The following is a 19,322-nucleotide window of genomic DNA, read 5'->3' as shown; positions in this document are numbered from 1 at the left end:
CTCTCGGGAACATGATGAGCCCTGAGCAAAACGAGCTGATCACCCGTGTCGGTCCGGGCACCAAATGCGGCGCCCTGATGCGCCACTACTGGCATCCGGTGGCCCTGGCCGACGAATTGCCCCAGGAGCGGCCGGCCAAGGCGGTACGCGTGCTCGGCCAGGATTTCGTGCTGTTCCGCGACGAGCGCGGCCGGCACGGGCTGCTCGACCGGGACTGCCCGCATCGCGGCGCCGATCTCGCCTTTGGCCGCCTCGAAGACGGTGGCCTGCGCTGCCTGTTCCACGGCTGGCTGTTCGACGTCGACGGCAAGTGCCTGGAGACGCCGGCCGAACCGGAGGGCTCCGTACTCTGTCAGCGCGTCCGACAGAAGAACTATCCCATCATCGTCAAGAACGGGATCATCTTCGCCTACCTGGGCGAAGGCGAAGCACCCGCCTTCCCCGACCTCGACTGCTTCCTGGCGCCGGGCACGCATGCTTTCGCCTTCAAGGGCCTGATCGACTGCAACTGGCTGCAGGCGCTCGAGGTCGGCATCGATCCGGCACACGCCTCGTATCTCCACCGCTTCTACGAGGACGAGGACACCGGCGGCGCCTACGGCAAGCAGTTCCGCAGCGCCTCCGCCGATTCCGACATCCCGATGACGCGGCTGCTGCGCGAATTCACGCGGCCGCGGCTCGACGTCGAGGCGACCGACTACGGCATGCGCCTTTTCGCGCTGCGCAAGCTCAACGAGCAGCACACTCATGTGCGCGTCACCAACCTCGTCTTCCCCTACGCCTTCGTGATCCCGATGAGCGCCGAGATGACGATCACACAATGGCATGTGCCGATCGACGACACGAGCTGCTACTGGTACGCGATCTTCACCAGCTTTGGCGCCCCGGTCGATCACGCCGCGATGCGCGAGCAGCGGCTGAAACTCTACGAGCTGCCTGACTATCGGCCGCGTCTCGGTCGCCACAATGCCTACGGCTACAGCGTGGCTGAGCAGCAGAGCCAGACCTTCACCGGCATGGGCTTCGACATCAACGTCCACGACCAATGGGCGATCGAGAGCCAGGGCCGCATCCAGGACCGCACGCGCGAGCATCTCGGCACCACCGACAAGGCGATCGTGGCCTACCGCCGCATGCTGCTGTCCGCCATCGGCCAGGTCGCCAACGGCGAGAAGCCGCCGATGTGGCTCGATCCGGCGCGCGCCTCCACGATCCGCGGCCCGATCGCCATCGACGGCATGGGCCCGACCGAGGGCTGGGAGGCCTACTGGAAGGACGTCGATGCGCGGCGCCGCAGCGGCTCGAGTTGGGCCGCCAAAACCATCCCGCCCCTCGTGGCTTGAAGAGCGGCATGCATCTCGCTGAAAAAGCCGGCCTGTGGACGGCCGAGCGTCAGGCCGCCGCGCGCGAAGCCGAGCGCCGCATCCAGGCGGGCGAGCTCACCGTCGTGCGCCTCTCCTTTGCCGACCAGCACGGCATTTTGCGCGGCAAGACTTTGGTCGTCGGCGAGATTGCCGCGGCGATGAAGAACGGCGTCGGCTTCACCACCACCATGCTGCTGAAGGACACTTCGCATCGTACGGTGTTCCCGGTGTGGACGCCGGGCGGCGGCTTCGGGATGAAGGAGCTGGAAGGCGCGGCCGACGTGATGATGCTGCCGGATCCCGCCACCTTCCGCGTGCTGCCCTGGGCGCCGCACACCGGCTGGATGCTGTGCGACATCTTTTATGCCGATGGCCGGCCGATGCCGCTCAGCACGCGTCACATCCTGCGCCAGAGCCTCGTGGCACTGGCCGAGCAGGGCTACGACCTGGTGACGGGGCTGGAGGTCGAGTTCCATCTCTTCAAGCTCGGGAAGAACCATCTCGCACCCGGCGACGCCGGCCCGTCCGGCGAACCGCCCGAGGTCTCGCTGCTCAACCAAGGCTACCAGTATCTGACGGAACTGCGCCACGACGAGATGGACCCGATCCTCGAAATCCTGCGCAGCAACATCGCGGACCTCGTCTTGCCGCTGCGCTCGATCGAGGTCGAGTTCGGGCCGAGCCAGGTCGAATTCACTTTTCGCACGGCGCCGGGCCTCGAATCGGCCGACACGATGATGCTGTTCCGCAGCGCCGTGAAGCAGGTCGCCCAGCGCCACGGCTATCACGCCACCTTCATGTGCCGGCCCAAGCTTCCCAATGTCATGTCGAGCGGCTGGCACCTGCATCAGTCGCTGAAGGACCGGAAGACCCACGCCAATGCCTTCGTCGATGTCACCGAACCGTTGTCCGCGACCGGCATGCACTACATGGCGGGGCTGCTAAAACATGCGCGTGCCGCCGCGGCCTTCAGCACGCCCACCCTGAACGGTTACAAGCGCTACCGCCCCTTCTCGCTCGCGCCCGACCGCGCCGTCTGGGGTCGCGACAACCGCGGCGTCATGGTCCGTGTGCTGGGCGGACCGGGCGATCCGGCAACGCATCTGGAAAACCGCGTCGGCGAGCCCGCCGCCAACCCCTACCTTTATATGGCGAGCCAGATGGTGAGCGGCCTCGACGGCATCGGGCGCAAGCTCGATCCCGGTCCCTCGGCCGACACGCCTTACGAGGCCAAGGCACCGGCGCTGCCACGCAGCCTGGGCGAAGCGCTGGAGGCGCTGCGCGGCGACCAGGTGCTGCGCGAGGGTTTCGGCGACTTCTTCGTCGATTACTATCTCAAGCTGAAGCAGGCCGAGATCGACCGTTTCAATGCCGACGTCAGCGACTGGGAGCAGCGCGAGTATTTCTCGCTTTTCTGAGAGGAGCGCCGCCGTGAGCCTCGAATTCCTGATCACGTCTTTCATCATCGTCGCCTCGCCCGGCACCGGCGCGCTCTACACGCTGGCGGCGGGTCTTTCGCGCGGCTCCCGGGCCAGCGTCGTGGCGGCGTTCGGCTGCACGCTCGGCTGCGTTCCGCACATGGCCGCGGCGATCCTGGGGTTGGCGGCGCTGCTGCACACCAGCGCGCTTGCCTTCGAGACCTTCAAGCACCTGGGCGTCGCCTACCTTCTCTATATGGCCTGGAACACGCTGCGCGAACGCGGCGCCCTCAGCGTCGCCGAGGAAACCGGCGCCCGGACGGATTTGCAGGTGACGGTCGAGGCCGTCCTGATCAACATCCTCAATCCCAAGCTGTCGATCTTCTTCCTCGCCTTCCTGCCGCAGTTCGTGAGCACGGACGAGGCGCAACCGGTGCCGCACATGCTGATGCTGAGCGCCGTCTTCATGCTGATGACGTTCGTGGTCTTCGCCGCCTACGGCCTGTTTGCCGCCTCGGTGCGCGACCATGTGATCTCGCGGCCGCGCGTGATGACCTGGATGCGCCGGACCTTTGCCGGCGCCTTCGCCGTGTTGGGCGCCAAACTTGCCTTAACCGAACGCTGACGGATTAGCCGCCCGACAGCATCTTGCTCCAGCGCTTCTGCATTTCGGCGGGACTTACCTGCTCCTTGGGCGCCGCGAGCGACCAGCGGTAGCCGAACGGGCAAGCCACCATACCCATGCGGTCGCCGTAGAACTCGTCCTGGGCCGGCCGCACCACGGTGGCGCCCGCCTTGACGGCGCGGCCGACGGCGGCGTCGGCGTCCGGCACTTCTATGCGGAAGGCAACGGGCGAGCCGCCGACGGAGGCAGGGCTCTTTGCCCCGAAGTCGGGATATTCGTCGTTCAGCATCAGGACGCTGTCGCCGATCCTGATCTCGGCATGACCGACGCGGCCCGCCGGTTCGACCAGACGGAACAGTTCCACCGCGCCGAACGCCTTGACGTAGAACGCGATCGCCGCCTTGGCGTCGTGCACGGTGGCATGAGCCCGCAAGGTCTGCTGTGGGGCCTTCTGCTTTGCTGGCATGGCATCACTTGTGTTATATTACGTTACGTACCGTAACATAAATAGATGGCCCGTCAACCCCCGCCACCCTCCCCCGCGCGCGGCCGCCCGCGCGATCCGCGCACCCGTGCCGCCATCCTGGCGGCCGCCCGGGCGCTGCTCGAACGCGGCGGCCTGACCGCGGTCAGCATCGAGGCGATCGCGCAAAAAGCAGGCGTGAGCCGTCCCACCATCTACCGCTACTGGCCCAACGCGCCCGCCGTGGCGATGGCGGCTTTTCTCGAGGCGACGGGTGCTCCCGACGCGGCTCGGACCGCCCGCACGCCGCTTGCCGCATTGCGCGCCCAGCTCCACGCGGTCGCCGACGCCTTCGCCGCCCCGACCGGCCGCAGCGTCGCGGCCATGGTCGCCGCGGCGCAGTCGGAGACCGAACTCGCCAAGGCGTTCCGCCACGAATTCATCACCCGCAACCGCGATGCCACGCGCCTGCTGCTGGACCGCTGCGTCGAGGACAAGCTCGTGGCACCTCCTGCCGACATGGAGCTCGCCCTCGACCTGATCTTCGGGCCGTTGTTCTACCGCCTGCTGATGGGCCACGCGCCGATCACGCGCGCCTTCGTCGACCGGCTCATCGATACAGTCATCCCCGCGTCCGCCTGAGCGCCGCGTCGGTCTCCGTCACCAGCTTCGCCACCATCTCGCCCACCGGCATCTCGCGCGCCAGCGTCGGCGCCTGGCCGCTCCACAGCGGCGTGAAGTCGGTCGAGCCCTTGGCCTCGGCCGCACCACGCATCGGCTGCGTGGCCTCAGCCGCGAGCGGAAAGGCCGGCGCATCGGCGCTCATCGGGCCGATCTCGCGCACGATGCGGTTCACGATGCCACGCGCTGGCCGGCCGGTGAAGACGTTGGTGAGCGTGGTGCTGTTGTCGTTGGCCTGCTTCAACGCCGCGCGGTGAAGCGGCGCCGTCTTGGCCTCGGGCGTCAGCATGAAGGCGGTGCCGATCTGGACGCCGGCCGCGCCCAGCGCCAGTGCCGCCGCAATGCCGCGGCCATCGCCGATGCCGCCGGCCGCGATCACCGGCACCTTCACGGCATCCACGACCTGCGGCACCAGCGCCATCGTGCCGGCCTGGCGCGAAATATCATCGACCAGGAACATGCCGCGATGACCGCCGGCCTCGGCGCCCTGGGCGATCACCGCATCGACGCCCTCGCCTTCCAGCCAGCGTGCCTCCTCGGCCGTGGTCGCCGAACAGAGGATCAGGATCTTCGCCGCCTTCAGGCGCTTCACCAGGGTGCCGTCGGGGAGGCCGAAATGGAAGCTTGCCACCTTGGGCAGAAATTCCAGCAAGAGATCGCAAAACGAGGCGTCGAACGCGGCACGCGATGGGCCCTTGGCATCGGGCGCGAGGCCGAGTTCGGCATAGTACTTTGCAAGCCTCTGCCGCCAGCGCACGTCGCGCGCGGCATCCGCCGTGGGCGCCTTGTGTGCGAAGAAGTTGATGTTGAACGGCCGGCCGGTGCCCTGCTTCACCATCTGAAGCTCCTGGCGGGTGCCCTCTGGTGTCAGCATCGCGGCCGCGATGGAACCCAAGCCACCCGCCTCCGAGGTCGCGATCGCCATCTGCGGCGAGGTCACGCCCGCCATCGGCGCCTGCAGGATGGGATGCTCTATGCCGAAGAGGTCGAGCAGACGACGGTCCTGCCACTTCATGTGTGCCACTCCTGAAAGGGACTGACGGCACTCTAGCGCGTCGATTATCATCTTAAATAGCGATTTATAATGATCGATATCATCTGCTAACATGATGCCCGTGGATGCCAAGGATCTTGTCACTTTCGAAGCCGTCGCCCGGCTGGGCGGCATGGGCCGGGCGGCGCACGAACTGAACACCGTGCAATCCAACGTGACCCAGCGCGTGCGCCGTCTGGAAGAGGCATTGGGCGTCGCCCTGTTCGAGCGCAGCCGCGCGGGCGCCCGGCTGACGCGGGCCGGCGAGCGGCTGATGCCCTATGCGGCCCGGGTCGGTGCCCTGCTGGCCGAAGCGGGCCGCGCCGCGCGCGACGACGGCGCCCCGCTCGGCACGCTCACCATCGGCTCGCTGGAGACCACGGCGGCGTTGCGGCTGTCGCCCGTGCTTGCCTCCTATGTGACCGCCCATCCCGGGGTCGACCTCGTCCTGCGCACCGGCACCACCGCCGAACTGATCGAACGAGTCATCGATCGCGAACTGGAAGGCGCCTTCGTCTGCGGGCCGGTCGTGCATCCGCTGTTGATCGCCACACCGGTCTTCGAAGAGGAGCTGGCGCTGCTGAGCGCCCCGTCCGAACGCTCGGTGGCATCCCTGCTCGCCCGCCCCGATCTTCGCCTCGTCATCCTGCGGACCGGTTGCTCCTACCGCCAGCGCCTGGAAGAGGTGCTGGCGCGACGCGGCATCGTCGGCTTGAGACGCCTGGAGTTCGGCACGCTCGAGGCGATCCTGGGGGCGGTCGCGGCTGATCTCGGCATCACCCTGCTGCCGCGCGCCTTGATCGGGCCCGCCTGGCGCGGCGGACGCATCACGGCGCATCGCCTGCCTTCGACCGAGTCGCGCGTGCAGACCGTCTTCGTGCGCCGCCGCGACATGCTCTGCTCCAGTGCCCTGACGGCCTTCCAGAAGCACGCGACCACGAGGAAAGTCAGATGATGCGCGGCAGCACGATAATCGCGCCGCCACAGAGGTTGCCTCTCTGAATTGTGACTTCCGCGGATGGCCTTTCTCGACCATTCCACGGTGCGGCCTGTGCTGGGCCGAGCGTTGGAGGACCATATGGCGTTGAGACTTCTCCTGATGGCGCTGTTCCTGATGCCGCTGGCCGCCTGTGGCGAGCCGCAACCCTGCCCGTGGGATTGCACGCGCATGCGCGGGAACTGACGCGACGCCAGCATACTTGCAAATAGACTGCTTCTCCCGGACGCTGCGGCGTCCCAAGGAGAAGCTTTCATGGAACTCTGGCAATACGACGCGACCGACCTGGCGCGCCTCATCCGCACCGGGCAGGCCTCGGCCCGCGAAGCCGTCGATTCGGTGCTGGCCCGCCTGCACAAGGTCAATCCGGCGATCAACGCTGTGGTCCGCGTGCTGGAGGACGACGCCCGAGCCCAGGCCGAAACCGCCGACGCCGCCCGTGCGCGCGGGCATGCCTTGCCGCCTCTGCACGGCGTGCCGGTCACGACCAAGATCAATGTCGACCAGGCGGGGCTGCCGACCGACAACGGCGTCGTGCCGCTGAAGGACCTCATCGCCAAGGAAGACAGCCCGGTCGTCGCCAACCTGAAACATGCCGGCGCAATCATCGTCGGCCGCACCAACGCGCCGGCCTTCTCGATGCGCATCTTCACCGACAATGCACTGCACGGCCGCACGCTCAATCCGCGCGATCCGTCGGTGACACCCGGCGGCTCGAGCGGCGGCGCGGGCGCGGCCGTCGCCACCGGCATCGGCCCGATCGCGCATGGCAACGACATCGGCGGCTCGGTCCGCATCCCCGCCTATTGCAATGGCGTGGTCGGCCTGCGCACGGGCTTTGCCCGCATTCCGTCCCTAAACCCCACGGCAGCGGCGGCGGGACGGCCGATCGGCGCCGTGCTGATGGCGGTGCAGGGTCCGCACACCCGCACGGTACGCGACGCGCGCCTGGCCCTCGAGGTGATGGCGCGCGGCGACCGGCGCGATTGGCGCTGGAATGACGTGCCCATGCAGGGTCCGCCACCGGCACGGCCGATCAAGGTCGCGATCGTGCCCGAGGTGCCAGGTGGCAAGAGCCATCCCGCACAGGTCGCGGCGGTGCGCCAGGCCGGCAAGCATCTGCAGGCCGCGGGCTACGTCGTCGAGGAAGTGCTGCCGCCCGACATCGAGCGCGGCGTCGAGCTCTGGCACGAGATCTGTGTCACCGACGTCATCGGCGGCCTGTGGCCGACCATGCAGAAGATGGGCGATCCCGACGGCATTGCCGCCATGCGGGGCTGGCTCGACATCCACAAGCCGGTCGACCTCGCGACCTATGTCGCCGCCCTCACTGAACGCGAAAGCCTGCTGTTCCGCTGGATGACCTTCTTTCAGCAGTGGCCGCTGGTGATCCTGCCGACGCTTTCCGACCTGCCGCCCAAGCAGGTGGCCGACGTCACCCGCGACGGTCAGGCGACGGTGCTGGACGCGATGCGCCCCGCCCTGCTCGCCCCGCTGCTCGGCCTGCCCGGCCTTGCCGTGCCGGTTGGCAGCCACGGCAAGCTGCGCACCGGCGTCCAGATCATGGCGATGCGCAACCGCGAGGACCTCTGCCTCGACGCCGGCGAGGTGATCGAGGCGGCCGAAGGCATCGTCGCACCAATCGATCCGGTGAAGGGATAGACGACATGAGCAGCAAGGCATCGCATTCCATCGGCTGGATCGGCCTCGGCCGCATGGGCGAGGCAATGGCCGCCCGCCTGGTCAAGGCCGGTCACGGCGTCTCGGTGTGGAACCGTACCGCCTCCAAGGCCGACCCGCTGGCCCAGATCGGCGCCGAGGTCGTCACCGACAAGACGGCGATGGCCCATTGCGCCACCGTCTTCACCATGGTGTCGACCACCGACGACCTGAAAGACATTCTGTTCGGCCCAGGTGGTGTAATTGGGGGCGGCGTTCTGTCGGGCAATGCCCGGCCCCAGCGCATCGTCGACATGTCGTCGATCTCCGACACCGGCTCGGCCGAGATCCGCAAGAGGCTGACAGAGGCGGGTGTCGCCTATCTCAGTGCGCCGGTCTCGGGCAATGCCAAGGTCGCCAAGGCGGGCAAGCTGCTGGTCGTGGCCTCCGGACCGAAAGCCGAATACGACGCGGTCGAGCCTCTTCTCTCGGCGCTCGGCCGGTCGGCGATGTATGTCGGCGAGGGCGAGCTCTCGCGCATCTGGAAGATCGCGCACAACACCATGTTCGGCGTCATCATCCAGTCGCTGTGCGAGATCACGCTGCTGGCCGAGAAGGCCGGCATCCCGCGCCATGTGTTCCTGGAATCGATCAACCAGAGCGTCCTGGGCTCGATGTACACCAGGTACAAGACGCCGGCCTTGGTGAACCTCGATTTCACCACCACCTTCACGCCCAAGCTGCTGCTCAAGGACATGGAACTGGGCATGGGCGCCGCCAAGTCGTTCGGTGTGATGATGCCGACCGCCTCGGTGACGCGCGACTCCGTGCTGGCGCTGTCGCATCAGTATCCCGGCGACGTCGATTTCTCCGTGCTGTTGCTCGAGCTGGCGCGGGCCGCCGGCATGAAGCTCGAACCGGAGAACGTGAAGGTGAGCGACGGGCTCGCCTGACCATGGCTTTGTTGCTGAAATCCGGCATCGTCGTCACCCAGAACCCGGCGCTGGGCGTGCTGCCTCGCGGCGACGTGCTGATCGAGGACGGCCGCATCGCCGCCATCGCGCCGTCCCTGGCGGCAGGCAATGCCGAGACAGTCGATTGCACCGGCCACTTCGTGATGCCGGGCCTGATCAACGCCCATATGCACACCTGGCAGACGGCGCTGCGCTCGGTCGCCGCCAACTGGACCCTGCTGGAATATTTTCGCCACGTGCACGCGGGCCTCGCCACCGTGTTCACGCCCGACGACATCCATATCGCGACCCTGGCCGGGGCGCTCAACCAGCTCGACCACGGCGTCACCACCCTGGTCGATTGGTGTCACAACAACCCCACGCCGGCGCACACCGATGCAGCCATTGCGGGCCTCAAGGAAAGCGGCATCCGCGCCGCCTTCTTCCATGGCTCGCCCAAGCCCGATCCCAAGCCCGGCGAGCCGCATTTCTCCGAGGTCCCTCACCCACGCCGCGAGATCGAACGCCTGCTGAAAGGCCCGCTCGCCGACCGCGTCGGACACGTCACGCTCGGCATGGCCGTGCTGGGGCCGCACTATTCGACCCTGGACGTCAGCGCCCATGATTTCGCGCTGGCCAAGGAAATGGGACTGGTCGCCTCGATGCACCAGGGCGGCGGCGAGGCCAAGACGCCGGGCGGCTGGGAGACCCTGATGGCGCAAGGGCTGGTCGGGCCGCACATCAACATCGTGCACGGCAACAACCTCACCGACGCCCAGCTCAAGGCGTTCGTCGACCTCGGTGTCAGCTTCTCGATCACGCCCGAGAACGAGATGGCGCAGGGCCATGGCCATCCCATCACCGGCCGCCTGCGCGCGCTGGGCTCGGCGCCTTCGGTTGGCGTCGATCTCGAATCGGCGATCAGTGGCGACATGTTCACTGTGGCCCGCATGGCGCTCGCCTCGCAGCGCGCCCTCGACAATGCGGCGGAACGGGCCCGGAGCGGCGGCATTCCCGCGACCTCGACCGTGCCCGCTGCCGAGGCCCTGGACTGGATCACCACCCGGGGTGCCGCGATGCTGGGGATGGCCGATCGCATCGGCAGCCTGGCGCCGGGCAGGCAGGCCGATATTGCGGTAATGTCTCTGGGACCACTCGCCATGTGGCCGGTGCACGATCCGATGGCCACCGTCGTGATGCAGGGCTCGGGCGCGCGGGTGCGTGACGTCCTCGTGGCCGGAAGGTTCGCCAAGCGCGAGGGCAAGCTGGTATGGTCGGATGTGGCCGGCGTCCGCGCCAAGCTGGCGGCGTCAGGCGAACGAATTCTGTCGAGACTGGAAATAAAAAGCATCAGCCGCGAAATAGCGGCGACATAACGGGAGGAAATCAATGACACGCCTGATCGCACTTGCGCTCGCAGCGGCGCTCGCCGTCCTGCCCGCATCGGCGCAGAACTACCCCACCAAGCAGATCAACATCATCGTGCCCTTCACCGCGGGCAGCGCCACCGACGTCACGGCACGCGCCCTGGCGGCGGTCATGTCCAAGAACCTGGGCCAGACCGTCATCGTCGAGAACAAGCCCGGGGCCGGCGGAACGATCGGCGCGAACCAGGTCGCCAAGGCGGCACCCGACGGCTACACGCTGCTCGCCAACTCCTCGGCGCACACGGTCAATGCCGCGATCTATCCCACCATGCCCTATGACACCGTGAAGGATCTGCCGGGGGTCAGCCTGCTGGCCGTGCAGCCGAACATCATGGTCGCCTCGCCATCGAAGGGCTGGAAGACCGCAGCCGACTACGTGAAGGCTGCGAAAGCCGCACCGGGCAAGCTCACCTACGCAACCGCCGGTACCGGCAGCGGCACCCACATGAATGCCGAAAAGTTCAAGCTCGCAGCCGGCATCGACACGGTACACATCCCCTACAAGGGCACACCCGAGGCGCTCGGCGACACGATGAACGGCCGCACCGACATCTACTTCTGCCCGGTGATCGCCGCCCTTCCGATGATCCGCGACGGCCGCGTGGTGGCCCTTGCCAACGGCAGCCCCAAGCGCTCGTCGGTGCTGCCCAACCTTGCGACGACCGAGGAGCAGGGCTTCAAGGACAGCGGCTACAATTTCTGGGTCGGACTGTTCGCCCCGGCCGGCACGCCGCCAGCGATTATCGCCAAGCTCAATGCCGAGGTGAAGAAGGCGCTCGACTCGCCCGAGGTCAAGGAGCGGCTGGCGGCCCTCGGCACCGACTCCTCGCCGACCACGCCGGCCGAGCTCGACAAGATCGTCGCGCGCGAGGTCAAGGAAAACGCCGAGTTGGCCAAGAAGGCCAACATCAAGCTGCAGTGATGACCGAACCGCTTCTCCAAACCACCGTCGTCGGCAGCTACCCGCAGCCCGATTGGCTGGTAAACCGCGAGATGCTGTCGAAGGTCGTGCCGCGCACGCGCCTGAGGGAGATCTGGCGCGTGCCCGAGGCCTACCTGCAGCAGGCCCAGGACGACGCCACCCTGCTCGCCATCCGTGACATGGAGCGGGCCGGCATCGACATCATCACCGATGGCGAAATGCGCCGCGAAAGCTATTCGAACCATTTCGCCACCGCGCTCGAAGGCGTCGACCAGGAGAACCCCGGCTACGTGACGACGCGGTCGGGCCAGAAGACGCCGGTGCCGCGTGTCGTCGGCAAGCTCCGGCGCACGCGCCCCGTCGAAGTGCGCGACATGCAGTTCCTGCGCGCCAACACCGACCGGCCGGCCAAGATCACCCTGCCCGGCCCCTTCACCATGGGCCAGCAGGTCAAGGACGAGTTCTACAAGGACGCCGAGGCGATGTGCATGGACTATGCCGCCGCGGTGAACGAGGAAGCGCACGACCTGGTAAGGGCCGGCGCCGACGTGATCCAGCTCGACGAGCCGTGGCTGCGCAACAATCCGGAAGAAGCCAGCCGCTACGCGGTCAAGGTGATCAACCGGGCGCTAAAAGGCATCAGCGTGCCCACGGTCGTTCATCTCTGCTTCGGCTATGCCGCCGTTGTGCCCGGCCTCAGCAAACCCACGGGCTACACGTTCCTGCCGCAGCTCGCGGACACGATCGCCCAGCAGATTTCCATCGAGTCGGCCCAACCCAAGATCGATCTCGGCGTGCTGAAGGATCTCGCGCCCAAGAAGGTCATGCTGGGTGTCATCGACCTCAACGATCCCGCGATCGAGACGCCGCAGAAGATCGCCGAACGCATCCGCGCCGGCCTGAAGTACATGTCGCCCGAAAAGCTGCTACCGGCGCCCGACTGCGGCATGAAGTACCTGCCGCGGGCCACGGCCTTCGGAAAACTGAAGGCGCTGGCGGAAGGCGCCGCGATCGTGCGGAAGGAACTGAGCTAGCGCGCGACCACGTTGCCGCGAGACGGGACCATCACGGACTTCTCGACGTTGCCCCGCGTCGCCTTGCCGACCCATTGGCCGTCGGCGTCGCGCCGCAGGTCGTGGACGTTCTTGTAGCCCAGCGTCTGCAGACGGACCTTGGCATCGGCGCTGCCGATCGTGCCGGCCGGATTGGGCTTCGTCTGCGCAGCCGCCGCCCCGGCAAGGGTCATCAGAACGGCTGCGAGGGCGAAGCGTGTCATGACGCCAGTTTGCCCTTCAGAACATGGCCGAAGTAAGCCCCGGTCGCCTCGCCGTTCTCGAAAGCCACGGCGCCGTTCACCAGCGTGGCCTTGATGCCCTCGGCCTTCTGCACCAGGCGGCGGGCGCCGCCGGGCAGGTCTTTCTCGACCGTCGGCAGGGCGGGCCGGATGCCGTCCTCCTCGAACAGCACGAGGTCGGCCCGATAGCCCTCGCGCACGAGACCGCGGTCATTGAGCTCCCAGGCCTTGGCGTTGTCGTGGGTGATCTTCTTCACCGCTTGCTCCAACGTGAAGGCGCCACGCTTGCGCACCCAGTAGCTCAGCAGATGCGTCTGCAGCGAAGAGCCCATCTCCTGGCACACATGGGCGCCGGAATCCGAGAAGGTTGCGAGCGTGCGGTCGTGCTTGAGGATGCCGAGCACGTCGTCCGGCGACTCGTTGACCAACGGCTGAACATAGACCTGGTTCTCGTTGGCCAGCGACAGGTCGATCATGACCTCGACCGGATGCTGTCCACGCACCTTGGCGAGCTGCTCGATCGTCGGATCGTCCCAGTCGACGCCTTTCATTGCGAACAGATTGGAGTAGTCGGGCTTGCGCGGATCCGTGGTCGCCGCCCCGCCTCCCTGGAAGACATTGTCACGCGGTTTCATCCGGCCTTCGGCCGCGACCAGCTCGCGCCGCACCTCGGGATCGGCCAGTCGCCGCTTCTGCTCCGCCATCGGCAGGTCGCGGACCTTGCGCCACGCCGGCAGAACGTCGAAGGGCAGGTAGGATTTCAGCGAGAAGATCGCGTTGATCGAACGCGTCGTGCCCTGGCCGAACATGCGGCCGCCGGCGGCAACCGTGTCGTCGATGTACTTGGTCTGGTACGCCCAACCCGTCGGATCGTCGCCCTGCTTGGTCGCCAGCACGCCGAACATGATGGGTCGCTTGTAGGCGAGAGCGACTTCGCGCAGGCGCGCCAGGAAGGCGCGATGCGCCGCACCGCTCGCGATATCGGGGCCGACCTGGAAGATGCCGGCATCGAGCTCGGCCATGGCCGCGATGATGCGGTCGATCTCCTCCCACTCGGCGATGCGGCTCGCCACCGGCGTATCGTCGGGCGTGACGTGCGTGGAAGCGCGCGAGCTCGAGAAACCCATGGCGCCGGCACGCAGCGCATCTTTCACGGCGGCGGCCATGCGGACCATGTCGTCCTCGGTGGCCTTTTCGGAGAGCGCGCGCTTGCCCATCACGTACATGCGCAGCGCCGAATGGCCGATGTACATGCCGTAGTTGATCGCCTTGGGCAGGCGCTCGACGGTGGCGAGGTATTCGGGAAACGTTTCCCAGGTCCAGTCGATGCCGGCCGCCATCGCCTCGGTCGGGATGTCCTCGACCGCCGAGAGACAGCGCGCATACCAGTCGCGGTCCTCCGGCTTGCAGGGCGCCAGGGCAAAGCCGCAGTTGCTCATGATCACCGAGGTGACGCCGTGCCAGCACGAACAGCTGCCCAGCGGATCCCACGCGACCTGCGCGTCCATGTGGGTGTGCCCATCGATGAAGCCCGGCGAGACGATCAAGCCGTCGGCGTCGATGGTGCGCGCGGCGACCGACTTGATGCGGCCGACCTCGACGATCTTGCCGTCGGCGATGCCGACATCGGCTGTGAAGCGGTTCTTGCCCGAACCGTCGACGACCGTGCCGCCGCGGATCACCAGATCGAGGGCCATCAGAGGCGATCCTTCTGCTCGACGATCTTCCAGTAGGTATCCTTGGCCGAGATCTTGCCGCCGCGGAAGGTATAGATGTCGCAGCCCTGGTAGTTGAGGTCCTCGCCGTCGGCGCCCTTGCCTCTTACGGTCCAGACCGAGATCGCGCGGTTGCCGGCAAAGATGTACTCCTTGTGGTCCCAGCGCATGTCGGGGATCACCTTGAAGCGATCCGCCAGCGTCTTGCGGATCGCCTCCTTGCCTTTGAGAGTCCGCCCGACCGGCTCCGGCCCGCGCGCCAGCCAGAAGGTGGCGTCGTCGGTGAAGCAGGCGACGATGCGGTCGACGTCGCGGCTGTTGAAGGCCGCCGAAATCGACTTCATGAGTTCTGGTGTGGCGATGTCGGCGTTTGCGGCTGTGATGTCCGGCATACGAAACCTCCCGCGCGGCGTTTCGAAACGATTGCAGGCTTCTCCGGTGCCGGCAAGGTCATCCCCACATTGGCCCGCAGGCGTGCTAGCGTAGGCCCAACAAAAAGGGGAAACGCGCGGTGTACGACTACATCATCGTGGGCGGCGGCTCGGCCGGTTCGGTCATGGCCAACCGGCTCTCGGCCAGGAGTTCCAACAAGGTCTTGCTGTGCGAGGCAGGCCAGGACACGCCTCCGGGCAAGGAGCCACCGGAGATCGCCGACAGCTATTCGGGCACGGCCTACTTCGACCCGCGCTTCCACTGGACCGAGCTCAAGGTCCATACCCAGATCGTCAGCCACAACAATCCGCAGGAAAACCGGCCGCCGCTGCGCAAGTACGAGCAGGCGCGCGTGCTGGGCGGCGGCTCGTCGATCAACGGCCAGATGGCCAACCGCGGCGCGCCCACCGACTACGACGAATGGCAGGCGCGCGGCGCGGCCGGCTGGGGCTGGAACGACGTGCTGCCCTACTTCAAGAAGGTCGAGCGCGACCTCGATTTCGACGGACCGTGGCACGGCAAGGACGGCCGCATTCCGGTACGCCGCATCCCGCGCGAGCACTGGACCGGCCACGCCCAGGCGGTCGGCAAGGCCTTCGAGGAGAAGGGCTTCAAGTTCCTGCCCGATCAGAACGGCGAATTCGTCGACGGCTATTTCCCGGTCACCCACTCCAACGCCGACGAGCGGCGGGTGTCGGCGGCAATGGGCTACCTCGACACCGAGACGCGCAAGCGCTCCAACCTCACCATCTCGACCGACACGCAGGTGAAGTCGCTGCTGTTCGAAGGCACGCGCTGCGTCGGCGTGACGGCGGTGATCGGCGGCAAGGAACAGGAGTTCCGCGGCCGCGAGATCATCCTCTCCAGCGGCGCCATCCACTCGCCCGCCCATCTGATGCGGGCCGGCATCGGGCCGGTGGGCCAGCTCGCCGACCTCGGCATTCCGGTGATCTCCGCCCTTCCCGGCGTCGGCCAGCGGCTGATGGACCATCCCTCGATCGCGCTCTCGTCCTTCATCAAGCGCGGCGCGCGCCTCAAGGAACATACGCGGCGCCACATCCATGTCGGCCTGCGCTATTCCTCGAACCTGCCGGGCATCCCCAAGGGCGACATGTTCGTGGCGGTGGTCTCTAAGTCGGCGTGGCATGCCGTGGGGCAGCAGATCGCCTCGCTGCTCACCTTCATCAACAAGACCTATTCGGAGACCGGCCAGGTCAAGCTCGCCTCGCGCGACTGGCGGAGCGAGCCGGTCGTCGAATTCAATCTGCTGTCCGACAAGCGCGACATCGACCGCCTGATGAGCGGCTTCAAGATGATGGCGGCTGTGCAGATGACCGATGCGCTGCGCAAGGTGTCTGACGTGCCCTTCCCCGCGTCCTACAGCGACAAGGTGCGCCAGATCGGCGTGGTCAACACCAAGAACAAGTGGCTGACCCGCGCGGTCGCCGCCCTGCTCGACGGCCCGTCCGCCCTGCGCCGCTACATGATCGACAACTTCGTCGTCGAGGGCTTTACGTTCGACCAGGTGATGACCGACGACGAGGCGCTGGAGGCCTTCGTGCGCAAGGCCGCGATCGGCGTCTGGCACGCCTCCTGTACCTGCCGTATGGGCCGCGACGACGATCCCATGGCGGTCGTCGACACGTCGGGCCGGGTGCGCGGAGTCCAGGGCCTGCGGGTGGTCGACGCCTCGATCTTCCCGGTGGTGCCCTGCGCCAACACCAACTTCCCCACCCTGATGACGGCCGAGAAGATCTCGGAAGCCGTTCTCGCCGGTCACTGAGGAGAAGCGCATGTCGGTCGTGCTGGGAAGCGGCGAGCATCGCTATCGCGTGGTCGAGAACTGGGCCAAGCTGCCCGAAGGCTGGGAGTTCCGCGATGTCGCGGCCGTCGCCGTCGATAGCAAGGACCGGGTCTATGTCTTCAACCGCGGCCAGCATCCGATGATGGTGTTCGACCGCGACGGCAACTTCCTGCGCTCGTGGGGCGAAGGCCTGTTCAACCGCGCCCACGGCATCGACATCGACAGCGACGACAATCTCTACTGCACCGATGACGGCGACCACACGGTCCGCAAGATCACCACCGACGGCAAGGTGCTGCTGACCATCGGCGTGCCCGACCAGCCGGCGCCGTTCCTGAGCGGCAAACCGTTCAACCGCTGCACCCACACCGCCCTCTCGCCCAAGGGCGAGATCTACGTCTCCGACGGTTACGGCAACAGCCGCGTCCACAAATATTCGCCCGATGGCCGCCACCTGATGTGCTGGGGCACCACCGGCACCGATCCCGGCGAGTTCAACATCGTGCACAACGTCGTCACCGACGACGACGGCTGGGTCTATGTCGCCGACCGCGAGAACCATCGCGTGCAGGTGTTCGACGGCAACGGCAAGTACGAGGCGCAGTGGAACAACATGCACCGGCCTTGCGCGCTCTACTGCTGCGGCGGCAAGAATCCACGGTTCATCATCGGCGAGCTGGGACCGGGAATGCCGGTTAACACCCATCACACCAATCTGGGGCCACGTCTGGCCATCGTCGACAAGCAGGGCAAGACGCTCGCGCGGCTGGGCGGCGAGCACGGCCCGGGCCAGGAGACCGGCCGCTTCCTGTCGCCGCACGGGCTCGCGGTCGATTCGAAGGGCGATATCTATGTCGGCGAGGTGAGCTACACCAACTGGCCGAGCACCCATCCCGGCGTGCCGGTGCCGAAGTACCTGCGCTCGCTGCAGAAACTGGAAAAGGTCGCGTGATGGAAACTGCCGGCCGCCTGCACCTGATCGGCAGCATCCCGCTCGACAACAGCGAGCAGGTGTTCCGCCGCCTCGCATCGGAACTCGGCCCCTACCTGAAGCGCATGCCCGACGGCGAGACCGGCGAGCGCTCGCGCTGGGTCTATTTCCAGCGCCAGATGCTGCTCGATCATCCGGCGATGGAGATCGACCCCACGGTGCCGCCCTACAAGTTCATCCAGTGGGACGGCAAGGTCGTGCGCGAGGTCGAACAGGTTCGTTTCAAACCCGGCGTCGATCCTGCCACCGTCGTATTCGAGACCGGCTACGACAAGGCAGCCCTCGCCTCCTGGGAAGTCTTCAAGCGGCTGCGCGACGCCGGCGCCATTCCCAGGCATGTGCGTTTCCAGGTCTGCCTGCCGACCCCGCAGGCCAGCGGCTATCTCTATGTGAGCGGCCCGGCGCGCGAGACCTATTTCGGTGTCTATGAGCGCGCGCTGAAGACGGCATTGGCCAACATCGTAGCCGCCATTCCCGCAGCCGATCTCTCGATCCAGTGGGACGTCTGCCAGGAAGTGCTGGCCTTCGAGAATTATTTCAAGGACCGACCGGCGCATTACAAGGCGCAGATCTTCGAGATGCTCGGCCGCCTTGGCGATGCCGTGCCGACTGGCGTCGAGATGGGCTATCACCTCTGCTACGGCTCGCCGCGCGACGAACACCTGGTGCAGCCCAGGGACGCTGCGATCCTGGTCGAGATGATGAACGGGATCGCCGCCGCCACGAAGCGGCGCATCGACTTCCTGCATATTCCCGTTCCCAAGGGGCGCATCGACGAGGCCTACTACGCGCCGCTCAAGGCGTGGAAGCAGCCGGCGGGAACCAGGCTCTATCTCGGGCTGCTGCACCACGACGACGATGCCGGTGACAAGGCCCGCATTGCCGTGGCGCGGCGGTATGCGGACGATTTTGGGCTCTCGGCCGAATGCGGCTGGGGCCGGACCGAACCCGGGCGGTTGCCCGGGTTGCTGAAGGGACATCGTGTTGCTGCGGAGGGATTGTGATGGTTGAACGGATTCTGGTCGTCGGCCCCAAGGACACGCTGTCGATGGTCGACGATCTTGCGCCAAAGGGCTTCGAGATCGTGAAGGCGCTGCACAACTCGCCGGAGCAGAAGGCGGCGCTGCCGGGTACCCACTACTTCGTGGGCTTCATCCAGCAGTACGTGAACCCACAGCTCTTCAAGGAAGCGCCGCACCTCAAGCTCATCCAGATGCTGAGCGCCGGTTACGACAAGGCCGACCTCGATGCCGCGCGCAAGAGCAAGGTGCCGCTGTGCGCCAATGGTGGCGCCAATTCGACCGCGGTGTCGGAGCACGCCATGCTGCTGGCGCTGGCCGTCTCGCGCCGGATCATCATCCAGCACACCAACGTCACGGCCGGCCGGTGGCACGGCAACTCGCCGCCGCAGGTCCATGAGGTGCGCGACCGTGTGATGGGCATCATCGGCCTGGGCACGATCGGCAAGAAGGTCGCCCGGCTCGCCCTCGCCTTCGGAATGAAGGTGCACTACTACGACATCTCCCGCCTCAAGGAGGAGCAGG

19 protein-coding genes are annotated in these 19,322 nt (G+C 66.8%); 14 read left to right on the top strand and 5 right to left on the bottom strand.

The window, feature by feature from the left end:
- Positions 1 to 11 precede the first annotated feature (11 nt).
- The 3 genes from EPO55_RS19190 to EPO55_RS19180 are packed head-to-tail and all read left to right on the top strand — an operon-like array spanning position 12 to position 3,407.
- Positions 12 to 1,343, top strand: a complete 1,332-nt coding sequence (locus tag EPO55_RS19190; protein ID WP_296338750.1) for an aromatic ring-hydroxylating dioxygenase subunit alpha — start codon at positions 12 to 14, stop codon at positions 1,341 to 1,343.
- Between the two features lie 8 nt (positions 1,344 to 1,351).
- Positions 1,352 to 2,782 carry a glutamine synthetase family protein gene (locus tag EPO55_RS19185; protein WP_296338749.1) on the top strand — a complete coding sequence of 477 codons (1,431 nt, stop codon included), beginning with the start codon at positions 1,352 to 1,354 and terminating at the stop codon, positions 2,780 to 2,782.
- Between the two features lie 13 nt (positions 2,783 to 2,795).
- A complete protein-coding gene (locus EPO55_RS19180; protein ID WP_296338747.1) occupies positions 2,796 to 3,407 on the top strand; it encodes a LysE family translocator in 612 nt (203 codons plus the stop codon).
- A 4-nt stretch (positions 3,408 to 3,411) separates the two neighbouring features.
- On the opposite strand, the gene EPO55_RS19175 is transcribed toward EPO55_RS19180, so the two are convergent.
- Positions 3,412 to 3,873, bottom strand: a complete 462-nt coding sequence (locus tag EPO55_RS19175) for a VOC family protein (RefSeq protein WP_296338745.1) — start codon at positions 3,871 to 3,873, stop codon at positions 3,412 to 3,414.
- Between the two features lie 45 nt (positions 3,874 to 3,918).
- Between EPO55_RS19175 and EPO55_RS19170 the strand changes: the two genes are divergently transcribed.
- Positions 3,919 to 4,512 (top strand): TetR/AcrR family transcriptional regulator, encoded by a 594-nt coding sequence (locus tag EPO55_RS19170; RefSeq protein ID WP_296338744.1) that lies wholly within the window; start codon positions 3,919 to 3,921, stop codon positions 4,510 to 4,512.
- Here the strand turns inward: EPO55_RS19170 and EPO55_RS19165 are convergent.
- On the bottom strand, positions 4,493 to 5,566 hold the full coding sequence (locus EPO55_RS19165; protein WP_296338743.1) for a DUF561 domain-containing protein: 1,074 nt from the start codon (positions 5,564 to 5,566) through the stop codon (positions 4,493 to 4,495). The genes EPO55_RS19170 and EPO55_RS19165 overlap by 20 nt on opposite strands.
- A gap of 91 nt (positions 5,567 to 5,657) precedes the next feature.
- Here EPO55_RS19165 and EPO55_RS19160 point away from each other — a divergent pair, with 91 nt between their 5' ends.
- The 6 genes from EPO55_RS19160 to EPO55_RS19135 all read left to right on the top strand — a co-directional run bounded on the left by EPO55_RS19160 (position 5,658) and on the right by EPO55_RS19135 (position 12,576).
- On the top strand, positions 5,658 to 6,539 hold the full coding sequence (locus tag EPO55_RS19160; RefSeq protein ID WP_296338742.1) for a LysR family transcriptional regulator: 882 nt from the start codon (positions 5,658 to 5,660) through the stop codon (positions 6,537 to 6,539).
- A gap of 297 nt (positions 6,540 to 6,836) precedes the next feature.
- The gene (locus EPO55_RS19155) at positions 6,837 to 8,243 is read left to right on the top strand and encodes an amidase (RefSeq protein ID WP_296338741.1); all 1,407 of its coding nucleotides are present in this window, start codon (positions 6,837 to 6,839) and stop codon (positions 8,241 to 8,243) included.
- Positions 8,244 to 8,248: 5 nt separating this feature from the next.
- On the top strand, positions 8,249 to 9,193 hold the full coding sequence (locus EPO55_RS19150) for an NAD(P)-dependent oxidoreductase (protein ID WP_296338739.1): 945 nt from the start codon (positions 8,249 to 8,251) through the stop codon (positions 9,191 to 9,193).
- A 2-nt stretch (positions 9,194 to 9,195) separates the two neighbouring features.
- Positions 9,196 to 10,569: an amidohydrolase family protein gene (locus tag EPO55_RS19145; RefSeq protein WP_296338737.1), complete on the top strand. Its 1,374-nt coding sequence runs from the start codon at positions 9,196 to 9,198 to the stop codon at positions 10,567 to 10,569.
- Positions 10,570 to 10,582: 13 nt separating this feature from the next.
- Complete coding sequence (locus EPO55_RS19140) at positions 10,583 to 11,542, top strand: tripartite tricarboxylate transporter substrate binding protein (RefSeq protein WP_296338736.1); 960 nt, start codon at positions 10,583 to 10,585, stop codon at positions 11,540 to 11,542.
- Positions 11,542 to 12,576 (top strand): 5-methyltetrahydropteroyltriglutamate--homocysteine methyltransferase, encoded by a 1,035-nt coding sequence (locus tag EPO55_RS19135; protein WP_296338735.1) that lies wholly within the window; start codon positions 11,542 to 11,544, stop codon positions 12,574 to 12,576. The genes EPO55_RS19140 and EPO55_RS19135 overlap by 1 nt, the downstream gene beginning before the upstream one ends.
- Here EPO55_RS19135 and EPO55_RS19130 read toward each other — a convergent pair.
- The 3 genes from EPO55_RS19130 to EPO55_RS19120 are packed head-to-tail and all read right to left on the bottom strand — an operon-like array spanning position 12,573 to position 14,943.
- Positions 12,573 to 12,818 (bottom strand): hypothetical protein, encoded by a 246-nt coding sequence (locus tag EPO55_RS19130; protein WP_296338734.1) that lies wholly within the window; start codon positions 12,816 to 12,818, stop codon positions 12,573 to 12,575. The two genes, EPO55_RS19135 and EPO55_RS19130, sit on opposite strands and share 4 nt — an antisense overlap.
- A complete protein-coding gene (locus tag EPO55_RS19125) occupies positions 12,815 to 14,533 on the bottom strand; it encodes an amidohydrolase family protein (protein WP_296338733.1) in 1,719 nt (572 codons plus the stop codon). The genes EPO55_RS19130 and EPO55_RS19125 overlap by 4 nt, the downstream gene beginning before the upstream one ends.
- A complete protein-coding gene (locus tag EPO55_RS19120; protein WP_296338732.1) occupies positions 14,533 to 14,943 on the bottom strand; it encodes a nuclear transport factor 2 family protein in 411 nt (136 codons plus the stop codon). Before EPO55_RS19120 ends, EPO55_RS19125 begins: the two co-directional genes overlap by 1 nt.
- Before the next feature lie 119 nt (positions 14,944 to 15,062).
- Here EPO55_RS19120 and EPO55_RS19115 point away from each other — a divergent pair, with 119 nt between their 5' ends.
- The 4 genes from EPO55_RS19115 to EPO55_RS19100 all read left to right on the top strand — a co-directional run.
- Positions 15,063 to 16,766, top strand: coding sequence for a GMC oxidoreductase (locus EPO55_RS19115; RefSeq protein ID WP_296338731.1), 1,704 nt, complete (start codon positions 15,063 to 15,065; stop codon positions 16,764 to 16,766).
- 10 nt (positions 16,767 to 16,776) lie between these two features.
- Positions 16,777 to 17,739, top strand: a complete 963-nt coding sequence (locus EPO55_RS19110) for a peptidyl-alpha-hydroxyglycine alpha-amidating lyase family protein (protein WP_296338730.1) — start codon at positions 16,777 to 16,779, stop codon at positions 17,737 to 17,739.
- Entirely contained in the window at positions 17,736 to 18,782 is a 1,047-nt protein-coding gene (locus EPO55_RS19105) for a hypothetical protein (protein WP_296338729.1), read from the top strand. Before EPO55_RS19110 ends, EPO55_RS19105 begins: the two co-directional genes overlap by 4 nt.
- Positions 18,782 to 19,322: NAD(P)-dependent oxidoreductase (locus EPO55_RS19100; RefSeq protein WP_296338728.1), on the top strand; the 541-nt coding region annotated here is incomplete at its 3' end. The genes EPO55_RS19105 and EPO55_RS19100, both read left to right, overlap by 1 nt.

Source organism: Reyranella sp. (genome assembly GCF_004296935.1).
Lineage (GTDB): Bacteria > Pseudomonadota > Alphaproteobacteria > Reyranellales > Reyranellaceae > Reyranella.
The sequence above is the reverse complement of the archived record's forward strand: the minus strand, read 5'-3'. Positions and strand labels throughout refer to the sequence as shown.

Coding starts and splice junctions, on each gene's coding strand:
- EPO55_RS19165 (WP_296338743.1), bottom strand. CDS start 5,566: ATGAAGTGGCAGGACCGTCGTCTGCTCGACCTCTTCGGCATAGAGCAT.
- EPO55_RS19160 (WP_296338742.1), top strand. CDS start 5,658: ATGATGCCCGTGGATGCCAAGGATCTTGTCACTTTCGAAGCCGTCGCC.
- EPO55_RS19155 (WP_296338741.1), top strand. CDS start 6,837: ATGGAACTCTGGCAATACGACGCGACCGACCTGGCGCGCCTCATCCGC.
- EPO55_RS19150 (WP_296338739.1), top strand. CDS start 8,249: ATGAGCAGCAAGGCATCGCATTCCATCGGCTGGATCGGCCTCGGCCGC.
- EPO55_RS19125 (WP_296338733.1), bottom strand. CDS start 14,533: ATGGCCCTCGATCTGGTGATCCGCGGCGGCACGGTCGTCGACGGTTCG.
- EPO55_RS19145 (WP_296338737.1), top strand. CDS start 9,196: ATGGCTTTGTTGCTGAAATCCGGCATCGTCGTCACCCAGAACCCGGCG.
- EPO55_RS19140 (WP_296338736.1), top strand. CDS start 10,583: ATGACACGCCTGATCGCACTTGCGCTCGCAGCGGCGCTCGCCGTCCTG.
- EPO55_RS19190 (WP_296338750.1), top strand. CDS start 12: ATGATGAGCCCTGAGCAAAACGAGCTGATCACCCGTGTCGGTCCGGGC.
- EPO55_RS19135 (WP_296338735.1), top strand. CDS start 11,542: ATGACCGAACCGCTTCTCCAAACCACCGTCGTCGGCAGCTACCCGCAG.
- EPO55_RS19175 (WP_296338745.1), bottom strand. CDS start 3,873: ATGCCAGCAAAGCAGAAGGCCCCACAGCAGACCTTGCGGGCTCATGCC.
- EPO55_RS19170 (WP_296338744.1), top strand. CDS start 3,919: ATGGCCCGTCAACCCCCGCCACCCTCCCCCGCGCGCGGCCGCCCGCGC.
- EPO55_RS19130 (WP_296338734.1), bottom strand. CDS start 12,818: ATGACACGCTTCGCCCTCGCAGCCGTTCTGATGACCCTTGCCGGGGCG.
- EPO55_RS19185 (WP_296338749.1), top strand. CDS start 1,352: ATGCATCTCGCTGAAAAAGCCGGCCTGTGGACGGCCGAGCGTCAGGCC.
- EPO55_RS19110 (WP_296338730.1), top strand. CDS start 16,777: ATGTCGGTCGTGCTGGGAAGCGGCGAGCATCGCTATCGCGTGGTCGAG.
- EPO55_RS19120 (WP_296338732.1), bottom strand. CDS start 14,943: ATGCCGGACATCACAGCCGCAAACGCCGACATCGCCACACCAGAACTC.